General features: G+C 45.9%; 12 protein-coding genes. 2 read left to right on the top strand and 10 right to left on the bottom strand.

The window, feature by feature from the left end:
* Positions 1-24: 24 nt before the first annotated feature.
* The 8 genes from DWX84_RS13475 to DWX84_RS13440 all read right to left on the bottom strand — a co-directional run bounded on the left by DWX84_RS13475 (position 25) and on the right by DWX84_RS13440 (position 13,652).
* The gene (locus DWX84_RS13475; RefSeq protein WP_008778039.1) at positions 25-591 is read right to left on the bottom strand and encodes an RNA polymerase sigma-70 factor; all 567 of its coding nucleotides are present in this window, start codon (positions 589-591) and stop codon (positions 25-27) included.
* A gap of 158 nt (positions 592-749) precedes the next feature.
* A complete protein-coding gene (locus DWX84_RS13470) occupies positions 750-2,735 on the bottom strand; it encodes a glucosamine-6-phosphate deaminase (RefSeq protein ID WP_005865897.1) in 1,986 nt (661 codons plus the stop codon).
* A gap of 183 nt (positions 2,736-2,918) precedes the next feature.
* On the bottom strand, positions 2,919-4,085 hold the full coding sequence (gene nagA, locus DWX84_RS13465; protein ID WP_005865895.1) for an N-acetylglucosamine-6-phosphate deacetylase: 1,167 nt from the start codon (positions 4,083-4,085) through the stop codon (positions 2,919-2,921).
* Between the two features lie 12 nt (positions 4,086-4,097).
* The gene (gene nagA / locus DWX84_RS13460; RefSeq protein WP_008774091.1) at positions 4,098-5,264 is read right to left on the bottom strand and encodes an N-acetylglucosamine-6-phosphate deacetylase; all 1,167 of its coding nucleotides are present in this window, start codon (positions 5,262-5,264) and stop codon (positions 4,098-4,100) included.
* 583 nt (positions 5,265-5,847) lie between these two features.
* Positions 5,848-7,797 carry an ABC-F family ATP-binding cassette domain-containing protein gene (locus DWX84_RS13455; RefSeq protein WP_048928023.1) on the bottom strand — a complete coding sequence of 650 codons (1,950 nt, stop codon included), beginning with the start codon at positions 7,795-7,797 and terminating at the stop codon, positions 5,848-5,850.
* A 38-nt stretch (positions 7,798-7,835) separates the two neighbouring features.
* Positions 7,836-8,801 carry an alpha/beta hydrolase gene (locus tag DWX84_RS13450; RefSeq protein ID WP_121961271.1) on the bottom strand — a complete coding sequence of 322 codons (966 nt, stop codon included), beginning with the start codon at positions 8,799-8,801 and terminating at the stop codon, positions 7,836-7,838.
* A gap of 123 nt (positions 8,802-8,924) precedes the next feature.
* Positions 8,925-10,532, bottom strand: a complete 1,608-nt coding sequence (locus tag DWX84_RS13445) for a RagB/SusD family nutrient uptake outer membrane protein (RefSeq protein ID WP_121961272.1) — start codon at positions 10,530-10,532, stop codon at positions 8,925-8,927.
* 30 nt (positions 10,533-10,562) lie between these two features.
* The gene (locus DWX84_RS13440) at positions 10,563-13,652 is read right to left on the bottom strand and encodes a TonB-dependent receptor (protein ID WP_005865885.1); all 3,090 of its coding nucleotides are present in this window, start codon (positions 13,650-13,652) and stop codon (positions 10,563-10,565) included.
* A 520-nt stretch (positions 13,653-14,172) separates the two neighbouring features.
* On the opposite strand from DWX84_RS13440, the gene DWX84_RS13435 reads away from it, so the two are divergent.
* Together DWX84_RS13435 and DWX84_RS13430 are read left to right on the top strand one after the other, a co-directional pair.
* Positions 14,173-14,727 carry a DUF3332 domain-containing protein gene (locus DWX84_RS13435; protein WP_005865883.1) on the top strand — a complete coding sequence of 185 codons (555 nt, stop codon included), beginning with the start codon at positions 14,173-14,175 and terminating at the stop codon, positions 14,725-14,727.
* A gap of 111 nt (positions 14,728-14,838) precedes the next feature.
* The gene (locus DWX84_RS13430) at positions 14,839-18,177 is read left to right on the top strand and encodes a glycoside hydrolase family 2 TIM barrel-domain containing protein (RefSeq protein WP_370017297.1); all 3,339 of its coding nucleotides are present in this window, start codon (positions 14,839-14,841) and stop codon (positions 18,175-18,177) included.
* A gap of 101 nt (positions 18,178-18,278) precedes the next feature.
* Here the strand turns inward: DWX84_RS13430 and DWX84_RS13425 are convergent, their stop codons facing one another.
* On the bottom strand, positions 18,279-19,262 hold the full coding sequence (locus DWX84_RS13425; protein ID WP_005865879.1) for a TlpA disulfide reductase family protein: 984 nt from the start codon (positions 19,260-19,262) through the stop codon (positions 18,279-18,281).
* A gap of 20 nt (positions 19,263-19,282) precedes the next feature.
* A complete protein-coding gene (locus DWX84_RS13420) occupies positions 19,283-20,059 on the bottom strand; it encodes an EFR1 family ferrodoxin (protein ID WP_005865877.1) in 777 nt (258 codons plus the stop codon).
* Positions 20,060-20,118: the final 59 nt, after the last annotated feature.

Genomic DNA, 20,118 nt, shown 5'->3' with positions numbered 1-20,118 from the left:
TTACTTACGTATTCTACCGTATTTTCATCTAAAAAATAAAACCAGTGCCAGAAGTGCCAACACATTCCGTATGATCTTCAATCCTTTATAGAGTTGCGCCTCTACCGTACGTTGAGAGATATTTAGCATTCCTGCGATCTCCACTGATTTCTTCCCGTCCACATAAGCCAACGTAAAAACCTCTCGGCATCTGTCCGGTAACTTGGCTATTTCCCGGTAAACGGAGTCCAGACGCTCTTTCTCCAGCTCCGCCGCATCCGACTGATTATAATAACCTATCTCCTCTATCTTTAGTCTACGAGCAACCTCATCCGCATAAGTCATTTCTATTGATTTATGCTTTAGGTAATCGAGGCAAGCATTTTGAACGGAACGGAATAGGTATGTCTTCAAGCCTTCTTCCACGGAATAAATCTCTTTCTTTTGCCAGATCTTGATGAATATATCATGCACTAAATCTTCCGCCGTATCGCTATCCACATATTTCGAGGCATAAAAGATCAGTCTGGGGGCATTCTCCAGATATAATAATTTAAATTTATCTAACTCATGGTTCTTAATAATATAGTCTTTCATGCTCAATGTGGACATTTCTTGTATTATATTAGACAATTCAAGGCTTCTCCTTTATCTATATACGATCATAGAAACAGATCTACTTACGCCCACACGAAAAAAATAACACAAAAACAAAAAGCCCTATCCGAACTTAATCAGATAGGGCTTTCAGATTATTCTATCGCTAGATATTATCTCAACGGGATATATTGTACAAACGCCTCGATCGCCTCATAAGAAGCCAAACCTAATTGACGATACAACTCCGCGGTAGCACGGTTGCGATCTTCGGCACGCTGCCAGAACAAACGCTCGTCGTCACCCAGATACGGAGCGCTCTCGGCCTGCGATTGATGCTTCAAGATAGCGTTACGTTTGAAGCGCAACTCCTCCGGACTGATAGGTACGGCCATCTCGATATGGTCCATTTCCCATTCTGCCCATGCGCCGCGATACATCCATACACGGCAGTTCTTCATCCATTCCTCGTCTTTCACCTCGTCGATAGCGGCCAGTACGGCATCCAGACAAACCTTGTGAGTTCCGTGCGGGTCAGCCAAGTCACCGGCGACAAACATTTGATCCGGCTTGATCTCGAGCAACAGCGCCTTTACGATATCCTTGTCGGCCTCACTCAAATCATTCTTTTTCACTAATCCGGTCTCGTAGAACGGAAGATCCAAGAAATGAACATGATCGTCCTTCACGCCCGAGTAGCGGCAACCGTGACGGGCTTCCTCACGACGGATCGTTCCTTTCATAAAGAGGACATCCTTTCTCTCCGGCTCGCCGTTCTCCACCTTCTCGTAACGCAGGTAGTTGATGATCTCGTTCGCTTTATCCTTCACGGCCGAGTCGGGAGAGTATTTCTCACATACATCACGCAAATACTCGCAATAACGGATTACCTCCTCGTCGCCTACGGCAATATTACCGGAAGTCTCGTAAGCCACATGCACATCATGATGTTGGTCGCACAAACGGCGCAAGGTACCGCCCATGGAGATCACGTCATCATCCGGGTGCGGACTGAATACGATCACTTTCTTCGGATACGGGTTAGCACGCTCCGGACGATTGGAATCGTCGGCGTTCGGTTTACCACCCGGCCATCCGGTAATCGTATGCTGGATATCATTGAATATCTTGATATTTACATTATACGCCGAACCATACAGGGCTAACAACTCACCCAATCCGTGCTCGCTATAATCCTTGTTTGTCAATTTCAAGATCGGTTTGTCCGTCAACTGACACAACCAAACGATCGCACGGCGGATCAACTTATTATCCCACTCGCAGCTAGTCACCAACCAAGGATGACTGATACGAGTCAAGTCGTAAGCGGCTGAAAGATCGATCACGACCTTGGCGTTCGGATGATTCTGCAAATAGCTGGAAGGAACGGCATCGCTAACCTTGCCTTCAACGGTCTTAGCGACAATGCTAGCCTTATCCTCGCCCCAAGCCATCAAGATCACGCTGCGGGCGTTCATCATCGTAGAGATACCCATCGTGATGATACCTGCCGGGACATTCTCCTGCGAAGGGAACGTACGGGCAGCCTCCTTGCGGGAAGCGCCTTCCAACAAGACCATACGGGTACGCGAGCTGATCGTCGTTCCACCCACGTTGAACATGATATTGCTGGAGTTACCGATACCTAGCAACATGCAATCGATACCTCCCACGGATTGGATCGTCTCCTCATACTGGCGACAGAAATCTAGGATAGCGTCTTTCGGCATGCTTCCGTCCGGGCAATAGATATTCGCAGGATCGATATCGACCTGATCGAATAACTCCTCTTTTAGGCGAGCCAGATTTCCGGCGCTGGGATTAGCCAATGGATAGAACTCATATTCCACGAAAGCAATCACGTTGCGGAAACTTAAATTCTCCTCTTTATGCATACGGATCAACTCCTTGTAAACGCTTAGCGGAGAACGTCCGCCGGGTAAAGCGATCACGAAGGGCTTACCAATATCTTGTTTTTTACGGATTTGTGTTGCTATCTCTTTAGCGATAGCGAAAGAACCTTCCTCGGCCGATTCGTAAATGTTTGTCGGAATCTTTTCCAAACGAGTTAAAACTGAATGCTCGAAAGCATTTTCCGGGCGATAATACCGCAACGGTATACGCGTCAGAGTAATTTGAGAACTAAGGTTCGTTTTCATGTTTAATTATTGATTTAGTATTACAATCTTACTTGAATCACAAATATATGAAATAAGTACTGATTTCGCCATACGTTGATAGAACAAATTTATTAGCCGAAAGGTTTGATCTATATCGCCTAAAAATAAAAAAGAACCGTCCCGGCCAGCCAAGACAGTCCCTTCCTTATATTATTAACGAGCTTAGACCAATGTATTTGTCTCCGGAACTAAGTTTCCCATGCTCCATACCGCACGCACATTCAACTTACGATCCAAGATCACGATATCCGCGTCCTTCCCTCTTTGCAAGGTTCCGGTGCGATCGCTTACCCCCATCAGGCGGGCCGGAGTCTCGGAAGCCATACGGACAGCGTCGGCCAAAGGAATATCGGCCTTCTGCACCATCGTACGTACCAGTACGTCCATCGTGGCGATACTTCCCACCAATGAGGAATGATCCGCCAACTTGCATACGCCATCCTCAATGATAATGCGGGGATCGGATAACGGCTTACCCTCGTTGGCTGCGCAAGAAAGAGCATCCGTAACCAAGCAAGTACGTTCCACTCCTTTCAGCTTATAGACCAATCGGAGAATCGTAGAGGGTAAATGACGCCCGTCAGCGATCACCTCTACCGTCATATCGTCCATCAAGAAAACACTTTCCACCGTTCCCTCGTACTTATATTCACGACGCTTATGGAAACCGGGCATAGCGTTATAGAAATGAGCCGCATGCGTGAAACCGGCATTGTAAGCGGTCTTAATATCATCAAACTCCGCTTCCGTATGCGAGATAGCGGATAGGATTCCCCTCGACTTCAAGTATTGGGCGAACTCAAGCGCACCCGGTATCTCCGGGCTGGAATCCCAACGCTTGATGCAATCCGTACGTTCCAATATCTCTTTATACTCTTTCGGGTCGGCGGGATTCTCCTTATCGATAAATAAACTCGCCGCCATCTTCGGATTCAAATACGGTCCCTCAATGTGCAATCCTAAGATAGGACCGTCTTTTTTCCTCATCATCTCCTCGCATACAGTTACCGCCTTATCGATCACCCCGATTTCTGGAGCCAACACGGTAGGGAATATCGTCGTGGCCCCATGTTTCTGATGAGCAGCTACCGCACCGTGGAAAGCCTCTTCCGTACATTCGGAGAAGTCGAAGCCCCCACCGCCATGGATATTCATCGCCACGAAACCGGGGACGATAGACATTCCTTTCGCGTCCACCACCTTGGCGCCAATCACCGCTAAATCGCTATTTGTAACCTCTAAGATCTTCCCGTCGCTAATCAATACGGAACCATCCTTCATCCATCCTTGCGGCGTAAGGATATGGCCATTTATAATCTGTGTCAACATAATCGTTCTTGTTTAGAATAGTTTATTCGTACCTTCAACCAACTTACCCATCGCCCAAACCGCACGGACATTCAAGTCACGGTCCAACAAGACGATATCCGCGTCTTTGCCCCGCTGCAACGTTCCCTTGCGATCGGATACGCCCATGATACGGGCGGGAGTCTCCGAGGCCATACGCACGGCATCCTCCAAGGGAATCTCGGCCTTTTGCACCATCGTACGGATCAAGCGGTCCATCGTGGCGACACTACCCGCCAAGGCCGAGCGGTCGGCCAACTTACACACGCCATCCTCGATGATGACACGGGGATCGAAAGCGACTTGGCTATCACTGGCGGCGCAAGCCAAGGCATCCGTGATCAGACAAGTGCGTTCCACACCTTTTATCTTATAGACCAGACGAAGGATCGTAGGCGGCACATGGATACCATCCGCAACGACCTCGACGGTCATATCATCGAGCAAATAGATACTTTCCACCGTTCCCTCATACTTATACTCGCGGCGTTTATGGAAGCCCGGCATGGCGTTATAGAAATGGGTGGCGTGGGTATAACCTACCTCATAAGCGGTCAAGATATCCTCAAACTCGGCTTGGGTATGCCCTACCGAGGCGAGTACGCCTTTCGAGGTGATATATTTACCGAACTGCATCGCTCCCGGAAGTTCCGGAGCGGCGTCCCAGCGCTTGATGCAATGCGTTTCCTCCAACAGAGGGATATATTCCTCGGGATCGGGATTCTTGATGTTCTCCGGGATTTGTCCACCAGCCATTTTCATATTGAAATAATGTCCTTCTAAGTGAAGCCCCAGAACCGGGCTATCTTTCTCAGCCATCAGTTTCTCGGTGGTCTCGGCGGCGGCACGGATCATCGGGATGGTAGAAGAGGATAAGGTGGGGAAGATACTGGTCGTACCGTGTTTCATGTGCGTGGCTACCGCCGCACGGAAAGCTTCCTCGGTACCTTCCATAAAATCACGGCCTCCACCTCCGTGCACGTGAATTTCCACACCCCCGGGGACGATATACATACCTTTGGCGTCTATCAAGGTTGCCCCTACTACCGCTAAGTCGCAGTTTGTTACTTCTAAAATCTTACCGTCGCTTATCAGTACCGAGCCGTCTTTCAGCCAGCCTTGCGGGGTAAGAATCTTTCCATTAATGATCTGTGTTAACATGATATGTGCTTTAAGCTTTCGCGTTTTTTGGATAGCAAAGTTAAGGACTTTCTTTTTAAAACGGGTAAGCTATTAAAGGTTATTTTCAAGGAATAATCAAAATGACACTTTGTAATCCGAACCTCCGGAGAACCGAATATTCCGGGCCTAAGTACTGCTCGCCTCCAAATCCGAAAGAAAATTTCAGCAAACAACTAATAGCCAACTCTATACCCGAAAATAGCCTTTTATTCTAGCGAAATCAATTCATCCTAATTCATATCAAAGGGAAAGATTGGTATCATTTATAGGGTTACAATAGGGTTCTAGCAGGGTAAGAATGCCTATTCACGAGTAGTCATAACCCTATTCTTGAGTAGTCACGATGCCCAACGGCGGCATACGCATCGGCCGATGGCAGTACTGGCGTAGCCCAACGCAGCCTATCACGCATGAGAAAAGGGATATTCTCCCCTTTAAAAGCCAGCTCTCGTACTCTCCCTTCCGCTATTTTGCGTCATCAACGGCAAGCGCTTGTCACGAAAACAGGAGTATTTGGATCAAAAAGATCAGATAAGCAGCCTTTCACTGACTAGCAGCCTTTTCATGAATCCTGCGTATTCAGCTCTTCCAACTCCATTGTCCGTTCGGTCCATAGATCCATCGCATCGGAAAGTTCTTTTTTTAGGGCAGAATATTCACCGTAGAGAGAAGCGTCGGAGGCACCTTCCGGCGTAGCCAGCTTCGCCTCGATAACGGCAATGCCATTCTCAAGCTCCGAGATACGGGCCTCGGCCTCGGCAACTGCTTTCTCCGCTTTCTTAATCGCTTTACTCAGTTCCTTCCTTGCCTCATAGGAGAGCTTGTTTTGAGATACCTGAGCCTCACCGGTACCGGATGTGGAAGTGCTCGTCCCGGTAGAACGTTCCAATTCACGCAAGCTATCCATTTTCTTATGCTCCAAGAAATTATAGATGCCGCCTAAGTGCTCGACGACTTTCTGGTTACCGAACTCATAGACCTTATCGACTAGGCCATCCAAGAACTCACGGTCGTGGGAAACCAGAATCACCGTGCCGTCGAACTCCCTCAAGGCGTCTTTCAGCACGTCTTTCGAACGCATATCTAAGTGGTTCGTCGGCTCATCGAGAATCAGCAGGTTGACCGGCTCCAATAACAAGCGGATCATCGCCAAACGGGTACGCTCGCCACCCGACAGGACTTTCACCTTCTTATCGGAAGCCTCGCCACCAAACATGAAAGCGCCTAGGATATCCCGTATCTTCAAGCGGATATCTCCTTGCGCTACGTAATCGATCGTATCAAAAACGGTAAGATTCTCGTTCAATAGTTGCGCTTGGTTCTGGGCGAAGTAACCGATCTTCACGTTATGACCTAATTGGAGCTTTCCGGTGAAATCGGCAATCTCTCCCATGATACATTTCACCAAGGTAGATTTACCCTCGCCGTTCTTTCCGACGAAAGCTACTTTATCGCCCCGGTTGATCGTAAGCGTCACATGGTCGAAGATCAGATGATCGCCATAACGCTTCGCCACCTCCTCACAAATCACCGGATAGGAGCCGGAACGGGGAGCAGGCGGGAATTTCAGCCGCAGCATGGCTGTATCCACATCGTCTACCTCGATACGTTCCACCTTCTCCAATTGCTTGATGCGGGATTGTACTTGTACGGACTTCGTGGCTTTATAACGAAAACGCTCGATAAACGCCTCGGTATCGGCCAATTTCTTTTGTTGGTTCTCATAAGCGCGCTGCTGCTGCTCACGGCGTTCTTGGCGAAGTACGACGTACTCCGAATATTTCACTTTATAATCGTAGACCTTGCCTAATTCGATCTCCAAGGTGCGGAAAGTCGTATTATCAATAAAGGCACGGTCGTGCGATACTAAGATCACGGCGTTGGCACGGGTAGCGATAAAGTTCTCCAGCCATTGGATGGATTCTATATCCAGATGATTCGTCGGCTCGTCCAGCAACAACACGTCCGGTTGCCGGAGTAAGAGCTTTGCCAGCTCGATACGCATACGCCAGCCTCCGCTGAACTCAGACGTCGGGCGGTCGAAATCGCTACGGCTAAAGCCTAATCCGACCAATGTACGCTCCAACTCCGCATGGTAGTTGTTTCCTCCCATCATCTGGAAATGCTCGGATAGGTACGTGACACGATCGATCAGCTTTTGATAGCTCTCGGAGTCATAATCCGTACGCTCCGCCAATTGGGTATTCAAGCGGTTGATCTCCTCCTCCATCTCATGGATATGCTCGAAAGCGCATTCCGCCTCCTCCCGCACCGTACGGGTATCAACTAATTGCATGTGCTGGGGCAAATACCCGATCGTAACATCTTTCGGTACGCTAACAGTTCCGGAAGTGGGTGATTGCAAACCGGCGAATATCTTCAACATCGTCGATTTACCCGCACCGTTCTTGCCCACCAAGGCGATACGGTCCTTCTTGTTTACCACAAATGAAATGTCATCAAAAAGCGTAAAACCGCCAAACTCAACTGTTAGTCCTTCAACCGAAATCATACTGTCTCTTTAATTTATGACCGCAAAGATACAACAGTTCAAGGTTTACTCACAAACTTTTCAATTAATATCAGCACATCCTTATGCAACGGAAGGGCGGGATCGGTATAGGTAGCCATTTGCCTCTGCTGGTCCATCGTATCGCAGGTCTTCATCAGATGGTTCATATTTCCAATCAAATGATAATCCGCCGAAGGCTGGGCTTGCTTCAACAGTTCGGCATCTTTTACGGATACTTGCATATCCTTATCCCCTTGTAAAATCAACACCGGCACTTTTAATTTTTTGATGATTTCTTGCGGATTATACGTATACCATGAGATCATATAAGGCTGTACCGACGAACGGAACAAGGATTGTAAGCCGATCGGCACGTCCGGTACGAGCTTCCCTCCCTTCAAGGACGCATTTATCGACTTTACCATGTCCCGGATCACTTCCGGCTGACCCGCCATTTGCTCCTCCACGATCTCATAGGCCGGACGCCCCGCACCCGCCACCGAAATGTATCCTTTCACTTTCGGGTTATCCACCGAAGCCGCCATACCGATCAACGCTCCCTCGCTATGCCCCAACACATAGATTCCGGAAATACGTTTATCCCGGCTCAAATAATCGATCCAGCCTCGTGCGTCCTTGATCCCGTCCTCGAAACGCATGGAATACTCATCCTTTCCCGCTGAGGCGCTGGAGGCGATACCCCGTTTATCATACCGCAAGGAAGCGATACCTTTTCCCGCTAGCCCTTCCGCCAAGTATTTAAGGGAGTTATTCTTACCCGGCAAGGCGGCGGAGTTCCCGTCCATATCCGTAGGGCCGGAGCCGGGGATGATCAATACCACAGGATAACCGGACTCCTGATTGGGAGTTACCATCTTCCCTTTTAATGCCCCGGTAGACGTATTTAGCACCACCGAACGCTCGTTCAACCGTACAGGCAACTGCGGCAAACAAGACAAGGATACGAGAAGAAAGCAGGCAAAAACTATCAGTTTCTTTTTCATAACGGAATCAATTTATATACTTAAGCACATGAGACATACAATCTCAATATTCGCCAAATGTAACTAAAAAAGGGGAGAACCTCTCGGCCTTCCCCCCCTTTTTATCTAACATCTCATAGGAAACTAATACCCCGGATTCTGTTTCAAGTTTGGATTCTTATCCATGCTTGTTTGAGGAATCGGCAAGTAACGGTTACGAGAAGAGAACTGACGAGTCTCAATAACAGCCGTACCCGTGATTTCCGCACGTTTAGTAGGCTCAGACTCCCCATAATTAATCGTTCCTGTAACACGTAACAAATCACCATTCATGACTTTCTCGGCAAGCATCTTTCCATCTTCCTGCCAACGGACGATGTCCGCACGACGCAAGCCTTCGCCGGCCAACTCTACCGTACGCTCACGACGGATCAATTCACGAAGTTTCTCCTTCGTCCCATATTTAGCCTTATCCACTTCCCGCATTCCTACACGCTGACGGATCTGATTCAAATAACCATAGATCTCATCAGAAGGACCGCTCAACTCATTCGCAGCCTCCGCATACGTCAATAGAACCTCCGCATAACGGAATACGATCGGACAAGCTCCCGAGCTCCAAACATCTCCATATTGATCCATTGGATCCAAGTATTTCGCCCAAGTCAAAGCACTCTTGGAAGCATTATCTGTATAAGTCGGGAAGTTCTTGTTGACAGTACCATCTTGAAGTTTCTCATCTAAAGTATTCAAGATATCACCTCTCCAGTCACGTCCCGGATATAAAATGGTCATGGCCATACGAGGGTCGCGATTCGCAAACGGATGCTTTGCGTCATAAGTCTTCGACTCTTCTTTCGTCAATCCATCAGACATTTCATACATATCCACCAAATTCTGGGTCGGGACGATAGAAGACCAACCTTGGTCTACATTATTGTACATTTGCCCGATGGTTCCCAATCCGTCCAACGTCTCAATATTCTGATCCGCTAGGATTATCTCTTTAGAATCCACTCCCGATACCTTAAAAAGATTCGTATAATCCGGATCCAACTCATACTGCTTCAAATCAATGATTGCCTTAGCTGCGTCTTTTGCCTTTTGCCAATCACCATAATACAAAGCCTCACGCATCTTGATAGCTAAAACAGCACCTTTAGCGATATAGCCACGAGCCTCCGGAGCCTCCGCGATCCCAGCTAAGGCCTCGTCTAAATCCTTAGCTATATAATCGCGTACCTCTTGTTCCGTATTGCGTTCCACTTTAGCCTCGTCTGCACTTGAATAAGAACTAATAATAGGCACACCACCATACCACCAATTCATCAAGAAATACTTATAAGCACGGATCGCTTTAGCTTGAGCCACATAATTAGCTTTTACAGCGTCACTAGAAAACGTCACCTTGTCTACATTCTCCAAGAATGTATTCGCCTTACGAATCGACTTGTAATCATAAAGGATCTGCCCAGGATTAGAACTAGACAATGACCCATCCCCCCACGGGCGGAATCCTTCCCAAGGGAAATTATTATAGCCTATATCTGAGCCACAATCCAGATAAAGCAACGTATTTCCATCTAGCAAATCCTTATAACAGCCTACTATGAAGCCCTTCGCATCCGCCTCTGTCTGCCATGTGGTAGAAGGAGCCAACTGATCCTTAGGCACCGTATCCAGAAAATCTGAACACGAAGTAGATAACGCAGCCATACCAGCCGCCAACATATATATTGATAATCGTTTCATAAAATCTTCTATTTAAATGGTCTTAACTAATTAGAATGTCACATTTACGCCAAAAGAATTTGTCATCACTAATGGGTAGCTAGACAAACGGGAACTAACAGTCTCCGGGTCTACGTTCAATGGCATAGAATCTATCGTAAACAAATTCTCCGCAGAATAATAAACACGTACATTCGACAAACCGATAGCGTTCAGCACACTCTTTGGAAGCGTATATCCCAATTGCAATGTCTTCAGACGCAGGTAACTGGTATTAATTACCCAGAAATCAGACATCACGTTAGAAGCCTCACTCGGAGATTTTCTAGACTCCGCTACACGCGGCATACTTGCATTGGTATTTTCCGGTGTCCAGCTATCCAGCCATGCAGTAGAAGGATGTCCGGCACTACCCGAGAACTCACCAAACGCTTCTTTCGTAAACGCACGGCCTACATTAGCCGCACCGGTGAAGTTCAAAGTCAAGTCAAATGCTTTATAGCCTACATTCAAGTTCAAACCAAATGTAACAACTGGATTGATAGTCTTAGACAATACACGGTCATCCGCATCCAGCTTTCCATCTCCATTCGTATCTACATAACGTAAATCACCGGCTTGGAAATCCTGTCCGAACGGGTAGCCGTCTTTTCCTTTATAGGTATCCATCCATTGCTGTGCCTCTGCGTCAGATTGGAAAAAGCCATCAGCCTTATATACATAGTAAGAATCGATTGGCTTTCCAACAAAACGCCACAAATCACCGTCATCAGGATTTGTCATACGGTCTACACCTCCTAAATCCTCGATCTTGTTCTTATTATAGGCCATATTTCCCATCACATTCAATGACCAGTCATTCCACTTATTGTTATAACCTAGCTGTACCTCGACACCTCGGTTACGCATAGAACCCACGTTGTCGAAATAAGGATCCAAGCCAAACTCAGTCGGGACCGGTACCTCCATGATGATATCCGTAGTCTTGCGATCATAGTAATCAAACGTGAAAGTCACATGATTAATAACCGCATCCAAGCCAATACCCCAAGTCGTAGATTTCTCCCATGACAAATCCTCGATACGATAGGCTTTCTGATAATATCCCGTCGTCAAGTTGCCTCCCATAGGATAATTACCATCCAAATTATAAGTCTGCATCCAAGGATAATATTGGTTCTCCCAAGGATTCGATTTATTCAAGGCGTCTTGATTACCTAACATACCCCAAGAAGCACGAATCTTCAAACTGCTCAACCAATCATGCGTACTTTCCATAAACTCCTCCTCGCTGATACGCCAAGCACCGGAGAAAGAAGGGAAATATCCCCAACGATGTCCCGGAGCAAAACGAGAGGAAGCATCCGCACGGAAGTTTGCCTCTAATAAATATTTTCCCGCAAAATCATAATTAATACGCCCAAAATAGGAAAGCATGGCAAGCTCTCGGCTCAAACCATCATTTGTTTGTGTAGAAGCCCCACCGGCATCCATATCATTCAGGCTATTACTCGGGAAATTATTCCTCTGCATCTGATTCTTGCTAACCTCATACTTCTCCGCATGATAACCTACCATCACTTTCAAGCCATGCTGACCAAAGTTCTTGCTGTAATTCAGCAAAGCATCGAAATTATAACGTTTCCAATTCACGAAACGTTCAACCAAGGAAGTGGTACGAGACGCAGATGCCGGATCATCCGGTATGCTCAGGACTCGCTCCGTATGACGTTGGTCCTCGTTCACGTAGGCACCCGTCACAGTAGCCTTCAGCCCATCAATAATATCATAATCAACAGAAAGTGCCCCCGTAAAATTCTGGTTACAATTATCCACCGTCTGCCCGGAATCCAACCATGCGATAGGGTTACCATCGTTAGTTTGTCCGTATTTGCCATCCTTATCCTTGACAGGGATCATCGGGCTAATAATATTCAATTGACGGATAATCTGGTCGGAAGAACCACCATAATAGCTAGCATTCGGATCCGAGAAGTCATTCTTGATAAAAGACATGTTCATCCGAACAGCCAGTTTCTTCGTCAACTGCATATCCAGATTCGTACGTCCGTTAAACTGTTTACGATCTGAGTTAGGAAGGATACCCGTCTGCCCTAAATATCCGGCCGAAGCCATATACTTCACGTTCTCCGCACCTCCTGTAATACTAACATTGTGCTTATGCAACAAACCTGTCCGATAAGCCTCATCATTCCAGTCCGTATTAGGATGTCCGTAAGGATCAGAGCCATCCTCAAACATCCGGATGTCCTCGTCACTATAACGTCCCGGCTCGAAACGATTCCACAAACGTGCGTAATCGGCTGAGCTGACACGATCAATCATGGAAGTAGCTTTCGAGGCACCCACATATCCGTTATAAGAAATACGAGGAGCACCCGTCTTACCACGTTTTGTCGTGATCAAGATAACACCATTAGAAGCCTTCGAACCGTAAATAGCGGCGGAAGAAGCGTCTTTCAATACAGAAATACTCTCAATATCATTCGGATCGATATCATTCATGGAGCCACTCTCGATACCATCGATCAAGATATATGGGCTGGCAGAGTTCAAAGTACCGACACCACGGATACGGATCGTACTACCATCCTGTCCCGGACGGCCTTGACCCGAGGTAACGGTTACACCCGGCATCATACCTTGAAGACCGGAAGACACGTTAGAGATAGGACGGCTTGTCAACTCCTTGCTATCCAATTGGGCTACTGCTCCCGACAAGTTCGCCTTCTGTTGCGTACCATAACCGACAACGATCACCTCATCTAATTTCTGGGTATCTTCCTGCAAGGACACATTGATGGAAGGCTCTCCATTATATTTGAATTCTTGAGTTAGATAACCGATAAAGGATACTTGGATCACATCCCCTTTCTTCACATCCAACACGAAATTACCATTCATGTCGGTTACAGTACCATTCGTAGTACCTTTTACAACTATTGACGCTCCAGCCACAGGGCCAAAACTGTCACTAACCGTTCCCTTCAAACTACCTTCTTGCTGGGAAATACCTACCCTCGGAGTTATCGCCGCACGATCAGAAGCATGAACCACACCCCCGGAACAAAACGCTGCAGACAATAGAACAAAACTGACAGGTCTTACAATTTTCAACATAAGAATCGTTTTTTGTTTATTAAATAGCTGTTACTATTATAAGACTTAAGGCATACTATTTTAGATCTCGTTTCTTATAATATTCACTCTTCTAAATCATTAAATGTATAATTATAAATCCTCGGTTAACTACCATGAAAGCGCTTCTTCATCGTTCTGGCGGAACTCCGTTTATTACTAATATACACTAACTTCATGTTTGAATTTCAAACCATATACCTCTTTGATGTCCATAGCTCCATACTAAAAAAGATTATGGTTGGAAAGATTGTTTGTTAAATATTTTAATAACTAGGTGGTGCTGTTTTAGATTCGTATGCGAAAAATTAGTCTTTTTTGTTTTATAATTAAAAATAGTGCTATATTTGCTGCGTCTAATGATTATAAGTTCCGCCAGAACTACGTACTTAATAGAAGCTTGATTAATATTAAGGCACTTATTCCATTTATTCCTTTATAACCACTATTTATCATGAAAAAGTTGTTATCTTCGTCCCTTGTAATAACTAATTATTAAATTATGAAAAAGAAAAGCTTAACTTTATTACTAGCGACTACGGTGGCAAGTAGTATCCTATTTTCGTCCTGTATAGGATCTTTTGGTTTAACAAACAAACTTTTAACGTGGAATAGAAGCATCGACAGTAAGTTTGTTAATGAGCTAGTGTTCATTGCTTTCTGGATTGTCCCGGTTTACGAGATTTCCGCTTTGGCTGATGTCCTTGTGATCAACTCTATCGAATTTTGGAGCGGAAGTAATCCTGTAGCAGATGTAGGTAACGTTAAAACAATCGATGGTAAAGACGGCGTTTATACCGTAGAAACAAAAGTTGACGGATACCATATCCAAAAGGAAGGCGACGAGAAAGCGCTTGACTTAGTTTTCAACGAAGCAGATCAAAGCTGGAATGTAGAGGCTGACGGTGAAAGCACAAAATTGTTAAAATTCAATGGCAATGACGAAGTTGTCATGTACCTACCGGACGGAAAAGAAATGAATGTCGAGTTAAGCCAATCTGGGGTTTTAGCATTCCAGCAAGTAGCTAACGGATATTCTTACTATGCAGCTAAATAATTGAAAATTGAGAATTGAGAATTGAAAATTAGAAGGGACTCTACGTAATTTTTAAATCTCAATTCTCAATTTTCAATTCCCCAGTGCTAATCTAAATAAAATACGATGAATATGAACTCTATCAAAAAAATGATGCTTTCCGGAGCATTAGGTTGCCTTATTTCCGGAATGGCTTATGCGGACGGTTCTTCACCCCAACCCGTAAAACCTTATTGGCAAGACATTCAAGTCGTAGCCGTAAACAAGGAAAAACCCAGAAGCTCCTTCATGAGTTATGCGGACCGAGAAACCGCCCTCACCTCTCGATTTGAGAAAAGCCCGTACTATTCCCTATTAAACGGTACTTGGAAATTTTTCTTTGTCGACTCTTACAAAGATCTTCCTCAAAATATCACAGATCCTTCCGTTAATACCTCCTCATGGGATGATATAACCGTTCCCGGAAACTGGGAAGTACAAGGACATGGCGTAGCCATTTATACGAATCATGGTTACGAGTTTAAACCAAGAAATCCCCAACCTCCGTTATTGCCGGAAGCGAATCCGGTTGGCGTATACCGCAGGGACATCGAGATACCCGCAAATTGGGATAACCGGGATATTTATTTACACATCGGCGGAGCTAAATCCGGCCTTTACGTATATTTAAACGGGAAAGAAGTGGGTTATAGCGAGGATTCCAAAAATCCCGCCGAGTTCCTGATCAATAAATACCTGCAACCCGGAAAGAATGTGCTTACATTAAAGATATTCCGTTGGAGCACCGGTTCTTATTTGGAATGTCAGGATTTCTGGAGAATGAGCGGTATCGAACGTGACGTATTCCTTTGGTCTCAACCCAAGGCCAGTATTCAAGATTTCCGTGTCGTCTCAACCTTGGACGATACGTATACGAATGGAATCTTCAAACTGGCGGTAGACTTAAAGAATCATACCCAAGAAACGAAAAATTTAAATGTCGGATATGAGCTTTTGGACGCAAAAGGTAATCTTGTGGCCTCCGAGGCTAATGATATATGGGTAAGTCCCGCAAGTCCTCAAACAGCATCTTTCGAGTATGATTTAAAGAACGTAGCCCCTTGGAGCGCCGAGCATCCGAATCTATACAAATTATTGATGACGATAAAAGAAGAGGGTAAGGTAATCGAGGTAGTTCCATTCAACGTTGGTTTCCGCCGGTTCGAGATGAAGCAAATTGACCAAGTAGCGGAAGACGGAAAACCTTATACGGTCTTATTGTTCAATGGGCAACCGGTTAAGTTCAAGGGTGTCAATATCCATGAGCATAACCCAGAAACCGGACATTACGTTACCGAGGAACTCATGCGTAAGGATTTCGAGCTGATGAAGCAAAACAATATCAACGCTGTCCGCCTATGCCACTATCCGCAAGACCATAAATTCTATGAACTCTGCGACGAATACGGATTGTATGTTTACGATGAGGCGAATATCGAGTCTCACGGTATGTATTACAGCCTGAAAAAAGGCGGCACTTTGGGTAATAATCCGGAATGGCTGATCCCGCATATGGACCGTACGATGAATATGTACGAACGAAACAAGAATTATCCGAGCGTTACTTTCTGGTCACTCGGAAACGAAGCTGGAAACGGATACAACTTCTATCAAACTTATTTATATCTGAAAGACAAGGAAATAAATAGCATGAATCGTCCGGTGAACTACGAACGTGCCCTTTGGGAATGGAATACGGATATGTACGTACCTCAATACCCGAGCGCTGAATGGCTAGAGGAAATCGGGCGTAAGGGTAGTGATCGTCCGGTAGCTCCTTCGGAGTATTCACATGCGATGGGAAACTCTTCCGGTAACTTATGGGATCAATGGAAAGCTATCTATAAATACCCGAACCTGCAAGGCGGATTCATCTGGGACTGGGTGGACCAAGGTATCTTGGAAAAAGATAAGAATGGACGTGAATATTATACCTATGGTGGTGACTATGGAGTAAACGCCCCTAGTGACGGAAACTTCCTTTGCAACGGTATAGTAAACCCGGATCGTACCCCGCATCCCGCTATGGCAGAGGTTAAATACGCCCATCAAAATATCGGGTTTGAGGCGATCGATTTAGCGAACGGTTTATTCCGCGTCACGAACCGTTTTTATTTCACGAACCTAAAGAAATATATGGTCCACTATAGCGTAACAGCCAATAATAAAGTTGTACGCTCCGGTAAAGTCTCTTTGGACATAGAACCCCAAGCTTCTAAGGAATTTACGGTTCCCGTAGGCAACTTAAAGCCACAAGCCGGTACGGAATATTTCGTAAACTTCAACGTAACGACCGTAGAAAAAGAGCCGTTAATCCCTATCGGACACGAAATCGCTTGCGATCAATTCCGCTTACCGATCGAAAGCCCCAAGAAGGCGTTTAAGACCAGCGGCCCTAAATTAACGGTTTCGACAAATGGAGATAACTTATCGGCATCCTCCTCAAAGGTAAACTTCATGTTTAACAAGAAGACAGGAATCGTTACTTCTTATAAAGTGGATGGTACGGAATATTTCAGCGAGGGTTTCGGTATCCAACCGAACTTCTGGCGTGCGCCGACCGATAACGATTACGGAAACGGTATGCCAAAACGCTTGCAAGTCTGGAAGGAAAGCAGCAAGAACTTCAACGTGACAGACGCTACCGTCACTATGGATGGCAATAACGCCGTGGTTAACGTGAACTATTTATTGCCGGCAGGAAATCTATACATTGTTAATTATACGATCTATCCAAGCGGAGCTGTAAATGTGGCCGCCCGTTTCACATCCACGGATATGGATGCCGCCCAAACCGAGGTATCGGAATCTACTCGCACGGCAACTTTCACTCCGGGACGTGACGCCGCCCGTAAAGAGGCTTCCAAATTGAATGTTCCCCGTATCGGTGTTCGCTTCCGCTTACCGGCAAGCATGAATCAAGTGGAATATTTCGGACGAGGACCTGCTGAGAACTACTTGGATAGAAACGCCGGTAGTATGGTCGGCTTATATAAATCTACAGCCGAGGAATTATATTTCCCATATGTACGCCCGCAGGAAAACGGTCATCATACCGACACTCGTTGGGTATCACTTAGTACCGGCAAGAAAGGCTTGTTGATCCAAGCGGATAATACGATTGGCTTTAACGCTTTGCGTAATTCCATAGAGGATTTCGATGACGAGGAAGCGACTGGCCTATCCCGTCAATGGAGTAATTTCACACCAGAGCAAGTAGCGAATCATGATGAAGCCGCAGCAAAGAACGTATTACGTCGCCAGCATCATATCAACGATATCACGCCTCGCGACTTCGTTGAGGTTTGCGTCGACTTGAAACAACAAGGTGTAGCAGGTTATGATAGCTGGGGTTCACGTCCGGAACCAGCTTATACATTACCCGCAAACCGGGAATACAACTGGGGCTTTACCCTTATTCCGCTTAAATAAAGAAAAGTCATAACTTATCCATAACAAAGGGAGTGTATTAGGCTTAATCCAATACACTCCCTTTGTTTATACTACTGCAACGGCTTTGCAGTAACGTATCCTTATTTAATCACTTCCTTCAAGGTATTCTGTAAGTCTTCTCCAGTGATATTCTTGGCGATGATCACCCCATTCGGATCCAATAACACATTTGCCGGAATACCCCGTACCCCATAAAGAGCAGGGATCTCAGAATCCCAATATTTCAAGTCGGAAACGTGAGCCCAAGTCAGATGATCGTCTGCGATCGCTTTCTGCCATTTAGCCTTATCCTTGTCCAAGGATATACCTACGATCGTAAAGTTCTTATCCTTATATTGCTGGAAGGCATTTACCACGTTAGGGTTTTCCTTGCGACACGGGGGACACCAAGAGGCCCAAAAATCCAATAACACATATTTTCCCCTAAAGTCCGACAATGACACAGAAACTCCTGCAGTATCCGGCAAGGAAAACTCCGGAGCGACTTGTCCGATCTGTACGTGTTCTAATTGCTTGATAATACCGTCCAAGTCCTTCACATAAGGACTATTCGCCAATGCCGGGGAAATCTTCGCACGAGTCGCCTTCAAATCATCCAAAGATAATTGGTAGGTAAAATAACGATATAGATAGAACGCCGCCGCCGGAGAATCCGGATATTTCGAGATCAAACTGTCAATATCATACCCTTCCTCAAATACCTTCTCCGCATTTTCTTGAAAGATATCATTCACCGGCGAGTTCCGTACGGTGATGGTCTCCCCGTCATTCCCGATCTTGACATTCATATCCGTATTCTCCAAGAAAAGTTGAACCGGATAGTTCATGCTCTCGGTTGCCAAACCGAATAGTAAAGGCTGATCTACCTCACCCTTAAAGGTGAATTTCCCGTCTTTTACCTCTGCCGTATCCACGTCAAAGAACATTTTATTACGGAATGACTTCAAGTAAATCTTGCCGTCGGGCATATTCTCTACCTCACCATTGATAACATATCCTTTTGGAACTTCTTGGCAACCAACCACCAAAAGGCCGGCAAGCGCCATCATACAAAATTGCTTCATTTCTCTATTCTATTTATTGATTACTTAAACTCTGGGTGATGATAACGTCCCTTTTTCAACGAGATCGTCCCATATTCTATCGCACGCACCGGACAACGATGAATACAGGCAACGCACTGAACGCAAGTATCAGCCCATTCCGGTTTTCCGTCACCCGACAGGGAAATCGTACCGGTCGGACAGACCTTCGCACAGATACCGCAAGAGATACAGGTATCCGTAGCATAAAATCGGCTACTGCCTATCGCAAAGTGAGTAAATAATGGATAGACCATATAGCTCTTCAAAAGAGGGGCACTTCCCGCACAATACAAAGAGGGATTTTTCTTCTGCCGGATCGCCTCTACGATCTCGTCTACACGTTCCGGTGCTTTTTTCAGTTTTTCAGTCTCTACCTCCTTACTATCCACGTCGAAGCCGGGCATTAAGATATAATTGTTCGGCATTTGTATAGAGAATCCTCCGGTTAAGGTAATTCCCCGTCTCGCCAAGGTGCTCCGCATGATCCGATCCGTATATCCACAATCATCACCACAAGTACAGACGAAATAAACCTCTTGCCCTTTATATCCAGACAGGATCAACCGGGAAATAAAACGGGACACCAATACAGCCGGCCCCCAAGAATGGACAGGAAACACAAAAAACACTTTCTCCCTCTCCCTCAATGGATAAACATTCTCATCCTTACCCTCATTCAACGCATCGGCAATGGAAACCAACGGCTCATCGAAAGCCGTTCCTAACGCTTCCGCAACCCAACGGGAGTTTCCTGTCCCTGTAAAGTAGAATATCATGCGCTCATTTTTTAGATGCAAAAATACATAATATCCAAATATATACGCTATCTTTGTCT

The sequence above is a fragment of the Parabacteroides sp. AF21-43 genome, assembly GCF_003635435.1.
Taxonomy (GTDB): domain Bacteria; phylum Bacteroidota; class Bacteroidia; order Bacteroidales; family Tannerellaceae; genus Parabacteroides; species Parabacteroides distasonis.
This window is presented reverse-complemented; position numbering and strand designations above follow the sequence as displayed.